Source organism: Corynebacterium diphtheriae, assembly GCF_001457455.1.
In the GTDB taxonomy this organism is placed as follows: Bacteria; Actinomycetota; Actinomycetes; order Mycobacteriales; family Mycobacteriaceae; genus Corynebacterium; species Corynebacterium diphtheriae.
Window position 1 is genome coordinate 1,146,166 of sequence record NZ_LN831026.1, and the last position, 14,884, is coordinate 1,161,049.

Genomic DNA, 14,884 nt, shown 5'->3' on the forward strand with positions numbered 1-14,884 from the left:
AAGGATGAATCTATGAGCAATGGCCCGATTACGAGGACGGTTCGTCAAGCACTTATTTTGGATTTGCTCGAGCAAAACCAAGTGTCGAGTCAGATGCAGTTGTCGGAATTATTAAAGCAACGCGGCGTTGACATCACTCAAGGTACTTTGTCACGCGATTTAGATGAGCTCGGCGCTAAAAAAATCCGCCCTAATGGTGGGCGTGCATTTTATGCCGTAGGGACATCTGAAGATGCTGCGTCATCTACGACGGCAGGAACTCGTGAAAAATTACGAAAAATGTTAGACGATCTTTTAGTGTCAGTAGACCACTCTGGAAACATTGCGGTGCTGCGCACACCTCCGGCGGGGGCACCCTTTTTAGCGTCCTTTATTGATCGTGTTGGAATGGACGAGGTTGTGGGGACCATCGCGGGCGATGACACCGTGTTTGTGCTGGCGCGTGACCCTATGACGGGCAAGGAATTGGGAGAATTTCTAAGCCAACGACGAACGTCACTCTAAAATTGAGTTATCAGTTTCATTAAACTCCATGCCAGTGTGTTGTCTTTTCTATAAAAGGCGTAAACTATCCGTTTGACTTAATATATGCAGAATTGCTTGGTGCTGTAGACATCTTGAGCTTTCTGTATTGCAAAAGCTTTATTCGAAGGAGAAAACCATGACCAATCGTGTCGTCCTCGCCTATTCAGGTGGACTCGATACCTCCGTTGCAATTCCATACCTAGCTAAGATGACTGGTGGCGAAGTTGTCGCAGTTTCTTTGGATCTTGGCCAAGGTGGAGAGGACATGGAGTCCGTTCGTCAGCGTGCACTTGATTGTGGTGCGGTTGAATCTATCGTCATTGACGCTAAAGATGAGTTTGCCAATGATTACTGCCTGCCGACTATCAAAGCAAACGGCATGTACATGAAGCAGTACCCTTTGGTTTCTGCAATCTCTCGTCCACTCATCGTGAAGCACTTGGTAGAAGCCGCTAAAGAACATGGTGGTACCCATGTTTCCCATGGTTGTACTGGTAAAGGAAACGATCAGGTTCGATTTGAGGTAGGTTTCCGCAACCTTGCTCCAGAACTGCAGATCATTGCCCCAGCCCGTGATTACGCATGGACTCGCGATAAGGCGATTGCTTTTGCTGAAGAGATTAATCTACCTATCGAGCAATCCAAGAAGTCGCCATTCTCCATCGATCAAAATGTTTGGGGACGCGCCGTAGAGACCGGCTTCCTCGAGGACCTCTGGAACCCGCCGACAAAAGATCTATACTCCTACACTGAAGATCCAGCTCTCGGCAATGCTCCTGATGAGATCATCATTAGCTTCAAAGCTGGTGTTCCGGTAGCAATCGATGGACGTCCAGTCACCGTACTTGAAGCAATCGAAGAAATGAACCGTCGTGCAGGTGCACAAGGCATTGGCCGTCTGGACATGGTGGAAGATCGTCTCGTTGGTATTAAATCTCGCGAGGTCTACGAGGCTCCAGGCGCAATTGCATTGATTACAGCACACCAAGCTATGGAAGATGTGACCATTGAACGTGAGCTTGCACGTTACAAGCGCGGAATCGACGCTCGTTGGTCTGAAGAGGTGTACGACGGATTGTGGTACGCGCCACTCAAGCGTTCTTTGGATGCGTTCATTGAAAATACTCAAGAGCACGTAACAGGTGACATTCGCATGGTCATGCATGCTGGTAAGTGCACCGTAAACGGACGTCGTTCTGAGCATTCGCTTTACGACTTCGACTTGGCTACTTATGACACCGGTGATACCTTCGACCAGACCTTGGCTAAGGGTTTTGTAGAACTTCACGGTTTGTCATCCAAGATCTCGAACAAGCGTGACCGTGAGGCACAATAGTGCAAAAACACGGTACTAATGAAGGCGCGCTTTGGGGCGGCCGCTTCTCTGGCGGCCCTTCAGAGGCGATGTTCGCGTTATCTGTATCTACGCACTTTGACTGGGTTTTAGCTCCGTACGATGTTCTAGCCTCAAAAGCCCATGCTCGTGTTTTGAACAAGGCGAAACTACTTTCTGACTCCGATTTAGAGACAATGCTTGGCGGTCTCGACAAGTTGGGCAAAGCTGTAGCTTCAGGTGAATTCAAGCCATTGCCGACCGATGAGGACGTCCATGGTGCAATGGAGCGCGGACTTATCGACATCGTGGGCCCTGAAATAGGCGGACGCCTGCGTGCTGGTCGTTCCCGAAACGATCAGGTTGCCACCTTGTTCAGGATGTGGGTTCGTGATGCCGTGCGTTCAGTAGCCTTGCAGGTTACCGAGCTTGTCGATGCCTTGGCATATCAAGCGACTCAGCATCCTCGTGCGATTATGCCTGGAAAGACGCATTCCCAAGCAGCCCAGCCTGTTTTGCTAGCACATCAGTTGCTCGCTCATGCGCAGCCGTTGCTTCGTGACATCGATCGTATTCGAGATCTAGATAAACGCCTTGCTATTTCTCCATATGGTTCAGGTGCATTAGCTGGTTCATCTTTACACTTGGATCCTGAGGCGATTGCCCAAGAGTTAGGATTCGACTCAGCGTGTGATAACTCGATTGATGGTACGTCTTCGCGTGACTTTGCAGCGGAAACTGCATATGTTCTCGCGCAAATTGCCATTGACATGTCGCGATTAGCTGAAGAAATTATTTACTGGTGTACACCAGAGTACGGCTATGTAACTCTTGCTGATGCTTGGTCAACTGGCTCATCAATCATGCCGCAAAAGAAGAATCCTGATGTTGCTGAATTAACTCGAGGCAAGACTGGACGCTTGATCGGAAATCTTTCAGGGCTTTTGGCAACGCTTAAAGCGCAGCCGCTCGCCTACAACAGAGATCTTCAGGAAGATAAAGAGCCGATTGTTGATTCGTTTGCTCAGTTGAACTTGTTGCTTCCAGCTATGACTGGTCTCGTTTCTACGCTTACCTTCCACGAAGACCGACTTCTTTCTTTAGCACCAGCAGGATTTACTCTTGCTACTGACTTGGCTGAGTGGATGGTACGTCAAGGTGTTCCATTCCGCGAAGCTCACGAAGCTTCCGGTGCATGCGTTAGGATCGCAGAATCTCGTGGTGTAGGCCTCGACGAGCTTACTGATGATGAACTTGCTTCCGTAGATGTACGCTTGACGCCAGAGGTACGTACAGTGCTTACTGTCGAAGGTGCAGTTGCATCGCGAGCTACACGCGGTGGGACAGCAGGTGTAAGAGTTGAAGAACAACGTTCTCGAGTAGAAGCCGCCTCTCAATATTTTAAAGAATGGGCGCTAACTCCTGTTCGTAAGTGACATTGAAAATGCCAGTGAATAGATACACTGGCATTTTTCTTATTTGGGGTAGCGATATCGGTATTGCCTTTTGGGATAGGTACAATGCCAATCATGAGTATTGACCCTAAGCTGCTTGAAGTGCTGGCCTGCCCTCAGGATAAAGGCCCACTAAAATATCTTGAGGCGGAACAAGTCCTCGTTAATGAACGCCTCGAGATTGCCTATCGAATTGATGATGGCATTCCAGTAATGCTTGTCGAAGAATCCATCGCCTGGCCACCAGCAGAAAAATAATTAGGGATCTTTTATGAACATTATCGACGAACTCCAATGGCGTGGCCTGATTAATCAGTCCACCGACATCGACGCGTTGCGAGAAGCATGCGAAAAACCGATCACACTTTACTGCGGGTTTGATCCAACTGGTGACTCTCTACACGCAGGTCACTTGGTACCGATGATTATGCTCCGACGTTTCCAAGAAGCTGGTCACCGACCGATTACTCTTGCTGGGGGTGCAACAGGTTTTATTGGGGATCCACGCGACGTGGGGGAGCGTTCTATGCTGCCCCAAGATACTATCGAGCACAATCTTGAGTCGATTAAAAAACAACTTCTGTCATTTGTCCGATTTGATGGTGATAATCCAGCCATCATGGTGAACAATGCTGACTGGACTATGTCTATGTCAGTAGTTGATTTTTTGCGTGATGTCGGAAAAAACTTCTCACTAAATACGATGCTGGATCGTGAAACTGTCAAACGACGCTTGGAAACAGACGGAATCTCTTATACAGAGTTTTCCTACATGCTGCTCCAAGCTAATGATTTTGTTCAGCTGAATCGTGAATACGACTGTGTCCTGCAAATCGGTGGTGGAGATCAATGGGGCAACATTGTTTCGGGTGTGGATCTCAATCGTCGAGTATCCGGAACAAAAACTCATGCACTGACCGTTCCTCTTGTAACTGATGCCCAGGGACAGAAATTTGGTAAGTCGACGGGCGGCGGAAAGCTTTGGCTTGATCCGGAGAAAACCTCCGCATATTCGTGGTATCAGTATTTCCTCAATGCGGGAGATTCTGTCGTCATTGATTACCTTCGATGGTTTACTTTCTTAACTCAAGAAGAAATCGCTGAATTAGAAACTGAAGTACGGGAGCGTCCTCACCAAAGAGCTGCTCAACGCCGACTTGCTCAAGAGATGACTGATTTAGTCCATGGACACGATGCGACTGTCTCGGTTGAGTTGGCTGCTCAAGCACTTTTCGGCCGTGCTTCTTTGCAAGATCTAGATGAAGCTACGTTGGATGGTGCATTGTCCGAAACCGTAATTTTTGAAGTTCCCGCAGGTGAATCGCCTACGGTTATCGATCTTCTCATCGGTGCAGGTCTTGTTAACTCGAAGGGAGCTGCGCGTAGAACAATTAAAGAAGGCGGCGCATACGTCAATAATGAGCGAATTGAATCAGAAGATTGGCAACCAACTGATGAGGTTTTGCTACATGGAGCATGGTTAGTTCTTCGTAAAGGAAAGAAAAACTTTGCAGGTGTGAAGTACTCCGCGTAAAGATTGATGCTTAAGGTCCAATCTCATGTTTTGTTGTGAGATTGGACCTTAAAGTCTTTTTAATATCTTCAAAAATCTATCTACCTGCGGGTTTGTGTGTTTGTGTGAACGTGTGTAACTTATAGCGAGTCGCCGACACTGAGAGGTTGTTCGGATAAGACAAAATTAAAAAAGTGTTGATCCTGTTTGACTTTATGTTCATCAGGGGTTAACGTTTCATTCACCGCAAAGTTCTGGTCATCATTGTGATGGTGATTGGTGTTGTGTGTGCGTGTTGTTTGAGAACTCAATAGTGTGCCAATGTACTTGTGGTTCCCATCCTTATTGTGGGTGGGGATCGGTATAGGAATAAAGATACATGCAATGATGATGAACGTGATGTTGTCATACGGCCGGCAAGTGTGCCATGGCTTGTAAATAACATGATGGTTGTTGTGAATTGTTGTGTTGGTGGTCATTGTTATTTTTTCCCCGTCAAGGGATGATGGCCACGTTTTTGATAGAGCAAATCATTAATTTTTTATTTTGCCAGTTGCAAACAATTGTGTGTTGTTTGTGGTGGTTTTTAGCCAGTTGGTTGGACTCGTTCCAGCTTGAAGGGTTGGTCTTTTGACTGATTTTTTATGGAGAGTTTGATCCTGGCTCAGGACGAACGCTGGCGGCGTGCTTAACACATGCAAGTCGAACGGAAAGGCCTAGCTTGCTAGGTACTCGAGTGGCGAACGGGTGAGTAACACGTGGGTGATCTGCCTCGTACTTCGGGATAAGCCTGGGAAACTGGGTCTAATACTGGATAGGACCATGCTTTAGTGTGTGTGGTGGAAAGTTTTTCGGTACGAGATGAGCCCGCGGCCTATCAGCTTGTTGGTGGGGTAATGGCCTACCAAGGCGTCGACGGGTAGCCGGCCTGAGAGGGTGGACGGCCACATTGGGACTGAGATACGGCCCAGACTCCTACGGGAGGCAGCAGTGGGGAATATTGCACAATGGGCGCAAGCCTGATGCAGCGACGCCGCGTGGGGGATGACGGCCTTCGGGTTGTAAACCTCTTTCGCTAGGGACGAAGCTTTTGTGACGGTACCTAGATAAGAAGCACCGGCTAACTACGTGCCAGCAGCCGCGGTAATACGTAGGGTGCGAGCGTTGTCCGGAATTACTGGGCGTAAAGAGCTCGTAGGTGGTTTGTCGCGTCGTCTGTGAAATTCCGGGGCTTAACTTCGGGCGTGCAGGCGATACGGGCATAACTTGAGTGCTGTAGGGGAGACTGGAATTCCTGGTGTAGCGGTGGAATGCGCAGATATCAGGAGGAACACCGATGGCGAAGGCAGGTCTCTGGGCAGTAACTGACGCTGAGGAGCGAAAGCATGGGGAGCGAACAGGATTAGATACCCTGGTAGTCCATGCCGTAAACGGTGGGCGCTAGGTGTGAGGGTCTTCCACGACTTTCGTGCCGTAGCTAACGCATTAAGCGCCCCGCCTGGGGAGTACGGCCGCAAGGCTAAAACTCAAAGGAATTGACGGGGGCCCGCACAAGCGGCGGAGCATGTGGATTAATTCGATGCAACGCGAAGAACCTTACCTGGGCTTGACATATGCAGGATCGGCGTAGTGATACGTTTTCCCTTGTGGTCTGTATACAGGTGGTGCATGGTTGTCGTCAGCTCGTGTCGTGAGATGTTGGGTTAAGTCCCGCAACGAGCGCAACCCTTGTCTTATGTTGCCAGCACGTGATGGTGGGGACTCATGAGAGACTGCCGGGGTTAACTCGGAGGAAGGTGGGGATGACGTCAAATCATCATGCCCCTTATGTCCAGGGCTTCACACATGCTACAATGGTCGGTACAACGCGCTGCGAGCCTGTGAGGGTGAGCGAATCGCTGAAAGCCGGCCTCAGTTCGGATTGGGGTCTGCAACTCGACCCCATGAAGTCGGAGTCGCTAGTAATCGCAGATCAGCAACGCTGCGGTGAATACGTTCCCGGGCCTTGTACACACCGCCCGTCACGTCATGAAAGTTGGTAACACCCGAAGCCAGTGGCCTAACCCTTGTGGGGGGGAGCTGTCGAAGGTGGGATCGGCGATTGGGACGAAGTCGTAACAAGGTAGCCGTACCGGAAGGTGCGGCTGGATCACCTCCTTTCTAAGGAGTTTTTATTGTTGGGTGACAGTTGTTGCCTGTTTTGTTTTTTGTATCCGGGTGGATGCGTGTGACCCATGATGGTTTTTTCTCACGCTGTGTGGTGTGGGGCTGTTGTGGTTGTTGTGTTTGTTGTTGTTGCGTGTGTTTGTTCTTATTTTTTTTGTGTGTTGGTGCGCTGTTGGGTGTCTGGGACAACATGGTTGTTCTGGTTGATCACTCATGTGGTTTTTGTGTTGGTGTGGCTGGTTGTGTGCTGGTTGTGCTTCATGGGATCTTCGTGGTTGGTGTGTTGTGTGAGAACTGTATAGTGGACGCGAGTAATCTTTATTCTTTAATTGTTCTTGGTGTTTTGTTTGTTACATGTGTGTTGTTTGTTAAGGGCACACGGTGGATGCCTTGGCATTATGAGCCGATGAAGGACGTGTAAGGCCGCGATAGGCCTCGGGGAGTTGCCAATAGAGCGTTGATCCGAGGGTGTCCGAATGGGGAAACCTGGCCATGGTTATGTGTGGTTACCCATCAGTGAATTCATAGCTGGTGTGGGGGTGACGCGGGGAAGTGAAACATCTCAGTACCCGTAGGAGAAGAAAATAATTAATGATTCTGCTAGTAGTGGCGAACGAACGTGGATGAGGCTAAACCGTATGCGTGTGATACCTGGCAGGGGTTGCGTGTGTGGTGTTGTGGGGCGTTGTTGGAGGAGGCTGCCGGCTCCTCGCTTGTGATGTGTGTGTTAGCGGAAGTGGTTTGGAATGGCCTGCCGTAGTGGGTGAGAGTCCCGTACGTGAAAACATGTGCATGCGAGTGGATGATGTTCCCGAGTAGCAGCGGGCTCGTGGAATCTGCTGTGAATCTGCCGGGACCACCCGGTAAGCCTAAATACTTATGATGACCGATAGCGGATAGTACCGTGAGGGAATGGTGAAAAGTACCCCGGGAGGGGAGTGAAATAGTACCTGAAACCGTGTGCTTACAATCCGTCAGAGCCTCTTTTTGTTAGGTGATGGCGTGCCTTTTGAAGAATGAGCCTGCGAGTCAGCGGCATGTCGCGAGGTTAACCCGTGTGGGGTAGTCGTAGCGAAAGCGAATCCTAATGAGGGTGTTGTTAGTGGCATGTCCTGGACCCGAAGCGGGGTGATCTACCCATGGCCAGTGTGAAGCAGCTGTAAGAGGTTGTGGAGGCGCGAACCCACTTAGGTTGAAAACTGAGGGGATGAGCTGTGGGTAGGGGTGAAAGGCCAATCAAACTCCGTGATAGCTGGTTCTCCCCGAAATGCATTTAGGTGCAGCGTTGTGTGTTTCTTGCTGGAGGTAGAGCTACTGGTTGGTTGAGCGGGACTACAATCTTAGCAATGTCAGCCAAACTCCGAATGCCGGTAATGTTAAGCATGGCAGTGAGACTGCGGGGGATAAGCTCCGTTGGTCGAGAGGGAAACAGCCCAGATCGCCGGTTAAGGCCCCTAAGGGTGTACTAAGTGGAAAAGGATGTGGGATCGCGAAGACAGCCAGGAGGTTGGCTTAGAAGCAGCCATCCTTGAAAGAGTGCGTAATAGCTCACTGGTCGAGTGGTTCTGCGCCGACAATGTAGTGGGGCTCAAGTACACCGCCGAAGCCGCGGCAGTCAACAATTTTTTTGTTGGTTGGGTAGGGGAGCGTCGTGCACTGCTGTGAAGCACCTGGGTGACTTGATGGTGTGGAGTGTGTGCGAGTGAGAATGCAGGCATGAGTAACGAATGAAAAGTGGAAAACTTTTCCGCCGGATGACTAAGGGTTCCTGGGTTAAGCTAATCTTCCCAGGGTGAGTCGGGACCTAAGGCGAGGCCGACAGGCGTAGTCGATGGATAACCAGTTGATATTCTGGTACCCGTGTATGTGCGCCCAGTGGTGAATCAGTGGTACTAACCATCCATGGATCTGCTGGTCATGCTTTGTGTGTGGTTGGTGGTGATGTGCGTGGGATCTTCGTTGGTAGTAGCCAAGTGATGGGGTGACGCAGTGAGGTAGCTGAGCCATGTAGTGGATTGTGGTGTAAGCGTGTGGCCCGTGGCATAGGTAAATCCGTGTCGCATATTTGGGTGAGGCGTGATGCGTAGACCTTTGTGGTTGATGTTGGTGATCCTGTACTGTCGAGAAAAGCCTCTAGCGAGTGCATATATGGCCCGTACCCATAACCGACACAGGTGGTCAGGTAGAGAATACTAAGGCGATCGGGTGAACTGTGGTTAAGGAACTCGGCAAATTGCCCCCGTAACTTCGGGAGAAGGGGGACCATTGCTGGTGACCGACGTGGTTGAGCTGGTGGTGGTCGCAGAGAATAGAGGGAAGCGACTGTTTATTAAAAACACAGGTCCGTGCGAAAACGTGGAAGTTGATGTATACGGACTGACGCCTGCCCGGTGCTGGAAGGTTAAGAGGACCTGTTAGGGCATTGTTGTCCGAAGCGGAGAATTTAAGCCCCAGTAAACGGCGGTGGTAACTATAACCATCCTAAGGTAGCGAAATTCCTTGTCGGGTAAGTTCCGACCTGCACGAATGGCGTAACGACTTCCCTGCTGTCTCAACCACAGGCCCGGTGAAATTGCAGTACGAGTAAAGATGCTCGTTACGCGCGGCAGGACGAAAAGACCCCGGGACCTTCACTATAGCTTGGTATTGGTGTTTGGTTCGGTTTGTGTAGGATAGGTGGGAGACTGTGAAGTGGTCACGCTAGTGGTTGTGGAGTCGAAAGTTGAAATACCACTCTGATCGGATTGAGCACCTTAACCTTGGCCCATGATCTGGGTTGGGGACAGTGCCTGGTGGGTAGTTTAACTGGGGCGGTTGCCTCCTAAAGTGTAACGGAGGCGCCCAAAGGTTCCCTCAGCCTGGTTGGCAATCAGGTGGTGAGTGTAAGTGCACAAGGGAGCTTGACTGTGAGACTGACAGGTCGAGCAGGGACGAAAGTCGGGACTAGTGATCCGGCACCTACTTGTGGAAGTGGTGTCGCTCAACGGATAAAAGGTACCCCGGGGATAACAGGCTGATCTTCCCCAAGAGTCCATATCGACGGGATGGTTTGGCACCTCGATGTCGGCTCGTCGCATCCTGGGGCTGGAGTAGGTCCCAAGGGTTGGGCTGTTCGCCCATTAAAGCGGCACGCGAGCTGGGTTTAGAACGTCGTGAGACAGTTCGGTCTCTATCCGCCGCGCGCGTTGAAACTTGAAGAAGGCTGTCCCTAGTACGAGAGGACCGGGACGGACGTACCTCTAGTGTGCCAGTTGTCACGCCAGTGGCAGGGCTGGTTGGCTACGTACGGGAGGGATAACCGCTGAAAGCATCTAAGCGGGAAGCCTGTTTTGAGATGAGGTTTCTTTTGAGGTTCCCTCTAGACTAGGGGGTTGATAGGCCAGATCTGGAAGCGTAGTAATGCGTTAAGGTGACTGGTACTAATTTTACCGAGTAATAACAGTGTGTAACGAGCAAAAAATAAACATCTATGAACATCTCACCGCTTTTTGTTGTGGGTGATGGTTTAAATGGATAATGAGTGTTGCTTGCGTCTGCTGTGCAGTGTCTGGCATGGCACACCTTGTCACCGTGGGTGGTTGGTTGTGTGTGTTGGTGGTTATTGTGTCGGGGGTACGCCCGGTCCCTTTCCGAACCCGGAAGCTAAGCCCGATTGCGCTGATGGTACTGCACCTGGGAGGGTGTGGGAGAGTAGGTCGCTGCCAACCTAAAACTTAAAAAATGATATGGTAAGGCGTGTGCAGGAGAGAATATTTTCTTTTCTGTACACGCTTTATTGTATATTACGTAATTTCAAAGGATTTTCTCTATGGCTGATTCCTCATCACGTAGCTCACACGACGGACCTCGCCGTTCCAACGAAGGGCGACCACGTGGTGGTAGCTACGGTAAAAAGCGTTCAGAAGGTGGAAAACCTCGTCGCTTTGGTAACCAAACCTCTGAGTCTCGTCGTGGTCAAGGCTACGGTAAGCGATGGGAAAAACAGGATGGTGACCGTCGCAGCTATAGAGGAGATTCGGCGAATTCGCAACGTCGACACGACCGCGATGGTGGCGAGTGGAAGCGTGGTGACCGGAAGGATTACCGTTCTGACCGTAGCAATCGCTTCGAGTCTAAGGGCCAAAAGCGCCAACATAGCCAGCGTGGCGGTTCTGATCGGGATAAGCATTTCAACGGGCCTATGCGTTCTGGATATCGCGAAGAACGCATTACTAAGCGCCTGAATGAGCCTGCATTGCCCGCTGATATTGATGTGCGTGATCTGGACCCGATGGTTCTTCAAGATCTAAAGGTACTGGCTAAAGATAACGCTGACGCAGTCGCGAAGCATATGATCATGGCCGCAGTTTGGATGTCTGAAGATCCAGAATTAGCTTTGAAGCACGCTCGTGCAGCTAAAGATCGTGCAGGAAGGGTCGCAATCGCTCGTGAGACCTGTGGTATTGCTGCATATCACGCAGGTGAATGGAAAGAGGCTTTGTCTGAGCTTCGCGCCGCGCGTCGTATGAGTGGTGGCCCAGGACTCATCGCAGTTATGGCTGACTGCGAACGCGGTTTAGGACGTCCAGAAAAAGTTATTGAGCTTGCTCGCAATGAAGATACTAAGCATTTGGATCATGAGACCCGTATTGAGCTTGCGATTGTAGTAGCTGGTGCACGTCTTGATTTGGGACAACCTGAGTCTGCGGTAGCCACTTTGGAGAGCATGAATCCAAAAGAAAATGCTTCTGGACTCGAAGCAGCCCGACTTTCTTACGCCTATGCTGATGCTTTGTTGCAATCGGGAAGAAAAGAGGATGCTCATCGTTGGTTCACCATTTGCAAAGTGCAAGACATTGACGAGACTACCGATGTAGTTGATCGCTTGGAGTCTCTCGCTCATTAATTTGTGCTTGATTGAGCTCTGATATCTTTCGTCCACTATGCTGTTACGCATGACTGTTTTGGATGAGTATGATGCCCTGTTGTTTGACCTAGACGGTACTGTCTGGGAAGGCGGCAGGGCGTTACCTTTTGCCGTTGACTCAATTAATCAAGCAAATCTTCCGCTCATGTATGTGACCAACAATGCCTCGCGTGGCCCAGAAGTAGTTGCCTCTTTGTTGTCTGGTATGGGTATTTTTACTCAACCTGAACAGGTTCTTACCTCAGCCCAAGCAGCGATCGATCTAGCTCTCAAAGAGGTACCTGTTGGTAGCAACGTCTTGGTGTTAGGCACAGATTCGTTTAAATCTCTGGCTGCAGAAGCAGGTTATATGGTAGTGAACTCTGCTGATATGGAGCCTGTTGCCGTCTTCCATGGTCATAATCCCGCCACTAGTTGGACTGAATTGAGCGAGGCTGCTCTGGCTATTAGATGTGGCGCTAAATATTACGCGTCAAATTTAGATACAACTCTTCCGAGTGAGCGAGGGCTTTGCGTTGGTAACGGGTCGATGGTGGCGGCGGTTGTGAGCGCAACAGGAGTTCAACCTGTTTCAGCGGGCAAACCGGGTGCTGCTATGTTCCATGTTGCCGCTGAAAAACTGGCTTCAGAGCACCCGTTAGCTGTCGGTGATCGTTTAAATACCGATATTGCTGGTGGCGTTGCTGCGGGGTTTGATACCCTGCATCTTCTTACTGGCGTATCCCAGCATTGGGCGCTCATTCATGCTATTGAATCGGAACGCCCGACTCTTATAGCTGAGGATTTACGTGCTCTTAGCTCTGATAGAAGTGTGTTAATGCCTCAAATGCAGGGGGATTTTAACGCTTATCTTCAAGGAACCGAAATTGTTCTTGACGGTGGTTTGACGGCTTCGACTTCTACGGAAGCGTTGAGATCAGTGTTGTCTGTAGCGTGGCAAAGTGCTGAATTTGGTGGCACTGTTAAACCGGTCAGTGAACATGCTATTCGGTGTATGTCTGAATGGCGTTAATAGGTGGTTTGAGTTAAATGGAGATTCCTAAGCCTCATGATCCTCTTAGCCCTTCTCAAATTGCGTCAGAAATAAGCGAATTATTGGCGCAAAATCCCAACAATCTCCACGATGAAGTCCAGCTATTAACGCGGGCTCATTCACTATTACATGATGCGCTTTCCTAAAAAAGGGATGGCACACATCGTTATCGGAAAGAGCTATAACAGATGCAACCTAGAAGGCGCCTCGATGCCGAGCTTGTTCGTCGTAAAATCGCACGCTCTCGCGAGCAAGCAGTAGAGATGATTAAAGATGGCCGGGTCCACGTACAGGGTTTCGTTGCCAAGAAGCCAGCCACCCAAGTGACCCCAGAGGCATCAATTCGTGTAGAAGATGCTGGTTTGGATGATTGGGCATCTCGTGGCGCTCATAAATTATTGGGTGCACTCGCAGAGTTTAAATCTAAAGGCTTGAATGTTTCTGGACGTCGTGCGCTTGATGCTGGTGCATCAACTGGTGGTTTCTCAGATGTTCTACTGCGGGAATCTGCTTCTGAGGTCGTAGCAGTCGATGTTGGGTATGGTCAGCTCATTTGGCGATTACGAAATGATGCTCGTGTTAAGGTTTTGGACCGCACCAATATTCGAAATCTGAGCTTGGAAATAACAGATGGCCCCTGCGATTTAATGGTGGGTGATCTTTCGTTTATCTCTCTGAAGCTCACTTTGCCAGCTATCACAGCCTGCATGAGTGATGGTGCGGACCTTTTACCCATGGTTAAACCCCAGTTTGAGGTAGGTAAAGAACGACTAGGACACGGCGGAGTGGTCCGTGACCCCAAGCTTCGGGCAGAGGTCACCGAAGATATCGCATTATTTGCTCAGCAACTTGGACTGAGTTTTGTCGATGTAGTCGCATCACCATTACCTGGTCCATCAGGAAATGTTGAATATTTCCTCTGGCTAAAAAAGGATTCAGGTAGGTCTGCTAAGGGGTTACAAGAGATTCATGAAAAAGTCGCGGAAGCAGTCCAGAAAGGTCCGCAGTAATGACTATCGATTGCCTTGAAGATCGCAGAGTTTTACTAGTTCCGCATACCGGAAGACCTCAAAATGTTGCTTCAGCTGCGCTAGCTGCCGAGCTTCTCGACGATTCAGGCGTCGGAGTTCGTGTTCTCGTTCCGGCCGAAGACACAACGGTTGCAACGCATCCAGTTTTGGGACAATTTGAACGGGTTTCTCATTCTCCTCAAGCGACTCAAAGTGTTGATCTAGTACTGGTATTAGGCGGCGACGGTACATTTCTGCGTGCAGCTGATCTCGCCCATGGTGCTGATCTACCAGTGTTAGGTATCAACCTAGGACATGTCGGTTTTTTGGCTGAATGGGAGAAGGATTCCTTAGACGAAGCTGTCCGTAGAGTTACAAAAGGAAGTTTCAGAATTGAAGAACGTATGACTCTCGATGTCAGCGTTTACGATTCAGATGGTACTGCAATTGGTCGAGGGTGGGCTTTGAATGAAATTAGTATCGAAAATAGCAACCGAAGTGGTGTTTTGGATGCAACATTAGAAATTGATAGTCGGCCTGTAAGTTCATTTGGGTGTGACGGCATCATAGTTTCAACACCTACGGGTTCGACCGCTTATGCTTTTTCCGCAGGTGGTCCCGTGTTGTGGCCTGAACTAGACGCCATTTTGGTCGTACCGAACAACGCACATGCACTATTCACCAAGCCACTAGTAGTAAGTCCTCGGTCATCTGTGGCAGTGGAATCGCATCCTAGCGCATTTCCTGCTACTGCTGTCATGGATGGATTCCGTTCGATTTCCGTCCCACCAGGTGCACGAGTAGAAGTCAAGCGCGGTTCTCGGTCGATTAAGTGGGTACGGTTGGATGACATCCCGTTCACGGACAGACTTGTCACGAAATTGCGGTTGCCCGTAGAAGGGTGGAGGGGACCTAAGAATCATGATTCCACAGATTAATCCCCA

The 14,884-nt window shown here is 49.9% G+C and carries 9 protein-coding genes and 3 rRNA genes; all 12 read left to right on the plus strand.

Translation table 11 applies throughout. The features are described 5' to 3' along the window. The first annotated feature begins 12 nt into the window (after positions 1-12). The 12 genes from AT687_RS05645 to AT687_RS05705 all read left to right on the plus strand — a co-directional run bounded on the left by AT687_RS05645 (position 13) and on the right by AT687_RS05705 (position 14,878). A complete protein-coding gene (locus tag AT687_RS05645; protein ID WP_003851324.1) occupies positions 13-504 on the plus strand; it encodes an arginine repressor in 492 nt (163 codons plus the stop codon). Positions 505-661: 157 nt separating this feature from the next. After that, on the plus strand, positions 662-1,861 hold the full coding sequence (locus tag AT687_RS05650; RefSeq protein ID WP_014301857.1) for an argininosuccinate synthase: 1,200 nt from the start codon (positions 662-664) through the stop codon (positions 1,859-1,861). After that, complete coding sequence (argH, locus tag AT687_RS05655) at positions 1,861-3,294, plus strand: argininosuccinate lyase (protein ID WP_014308313.1); 1,434 nt, start codon at positions 1,861-1,863, stop codon at positions 3,292-3,294. The genes AT687_RS05650 and argH overlap by 1 nt, the downstream gene beginning before the upstream one ends. Positions 3,295-3,387: 93 nt before the next feature. After that, on the plus strand, positions 3,388-3,570 hold the full coding sequence (locus tag AT687_RS05660; RefSeq protein ID WP_003851328.1) for a Trm112 family protein: 183 nt from the start codon (positions 3,388-3,390) through the stop codon (positions 3,568-3,570). 13 nt (positions 3,571-3,583) lie between these two features. Then, positions 3,584-4,846 (plus strand): tyrosine--tRNA ligase, encoded by a 1,263-nt coding sequence (tyrS, locus tag AT687_RS05665; protein ID WP_014306849.1) that lies wholly within the window; start codon positions 3,584-3,586, stop codon positions 4,844-4,846. A 620-nt stretch (positions 4,847-5,466) separates the two neighbouring features. Then, positions 5,467-6,985 (plus strand): 16S ribosomal RNA (locus AT687_RS05675). A 364-nt stretch (positions 6,986-7,349) separates the two neighbouring features. Further along, a 23S ribosomal RNA gene (locus AT687_RS05680) occupies positions 7,350-10,435 on the plus strand. A gap of 146 nt (positions 10,436-10,581) precedes the next feature. After that, a 5S ribosomal RNA gene (gene rrf, locus AT687_RS05685) occupies positions 10,582-10,698 on the plus strand. Together the 16S, 23S and 5S rRNA genes form the textbook arrangement of a ribosomal RNA operon. 101 nt (positions 10,699-10,799) lie before the next feature. Beyond that, a complete protein-coding gene (locus AT687_RS05690) occupies positions 10,800-11,876 on the plus strand; it encodes a tetratricopeptide repeat protein (protein ID WP_014319057.1) in 1,077 nt (358 codons plus the stop codon). Positions 11,877-11,913: 37 nt separating this feature from the next. Next, entirely contained in the window at positions 11,914-12,909 is a 996-nt protein-coding gene (locus AT687_RS05695; protein WP_014316711.1) for an HAD hydrolase-like protein, read from the plus strand. Positions 12,910-13,118: 209 nt separating this feature from the next. Continuing rightward, positions 13,119-13,940 (plus strand): TlyA family RNA methyltransferase, encoded by an 822-nt coding sequence (locus tag AT687_RS05700; protein ID WP_014303376.1) that lies wholly within the window; start codon positions 13,119-13,121, stop codon positions 13,938-13,940. Then, on the plus strand, positions 13,940-14,878 hold the full coding sequence (locus tag AT687_RS05705; RefSeq protein WP_014303377.1) for an NAD kinase: 939 nt from the start codon (positions 13,940-13,942) through the stop codon (positions 14,876-14,878). Before AT687_RS05700 ends, AT687_RS05705 begins: the two co-directional genes overlap by 1 nt. Positions 14,879-14,884 lie beyond the last annotated feature (6 nt).

Excerpts from the sequence above, each read along its gene's own strand:
- tyrS (WP_014306849.1), top strand. The coding sequence starts at position 3,584 with ATGAACATTATCGACGAACTCCAATGGCGTGGCCTGATTAATCAGTCC.
- AT687_RS05645 (WP_003851324.1), top strand. The coding sequence starts at position 13 with ATGAGCAATGGCCCGATTACGAGGACGGTTCGTCAAGCACTTATTTTG.
- AT687_RS05695 (WP_014316711.1), top strand. The coding sequence starts at position 11,914 with ATGCTGTTACGCATGACTGTTTTGGATGAGTATGATGCCCTGTTGTTT.
- AT687_RS05650 (WP_014301857.1), top strand. The coding sequence starts at position 662 with ATGACCAATCGTGTCGTCCTCGCCTATTCAGGTGGACTCGATACCTCC.
- AT687_RS05700 (WP_014303376.1), top strand. The coding sequence starts at position 13,119 with ATGCAACCTAGAAGGCGCCTCGATGCCGAGCTTGTTCGTCGTAAAATC.
- AT687_RS05690 (WP_014319057.1), top strand. The coding sequence starts at position 10,800 with ATGGCTGATTCCTCATCACGTAGCTCACACGACGGACCTCGCCGTTCC.
- AT687_RS05705 (WP_014303377.1), top strand. The coding sequence starts at position 13,940 with ATGACTATCGATTGCCTTGAAGATCGCAGAGTTTTACTAGTTCCGCAT.
- AT687_RS05660 (WP_003851328.1), top strand. The coding sequence starts at position 3,388 with ATGAGTATTGACCCTAAGCTGCTTGAAGTGCTGGCCTGCCCTCAGGAT.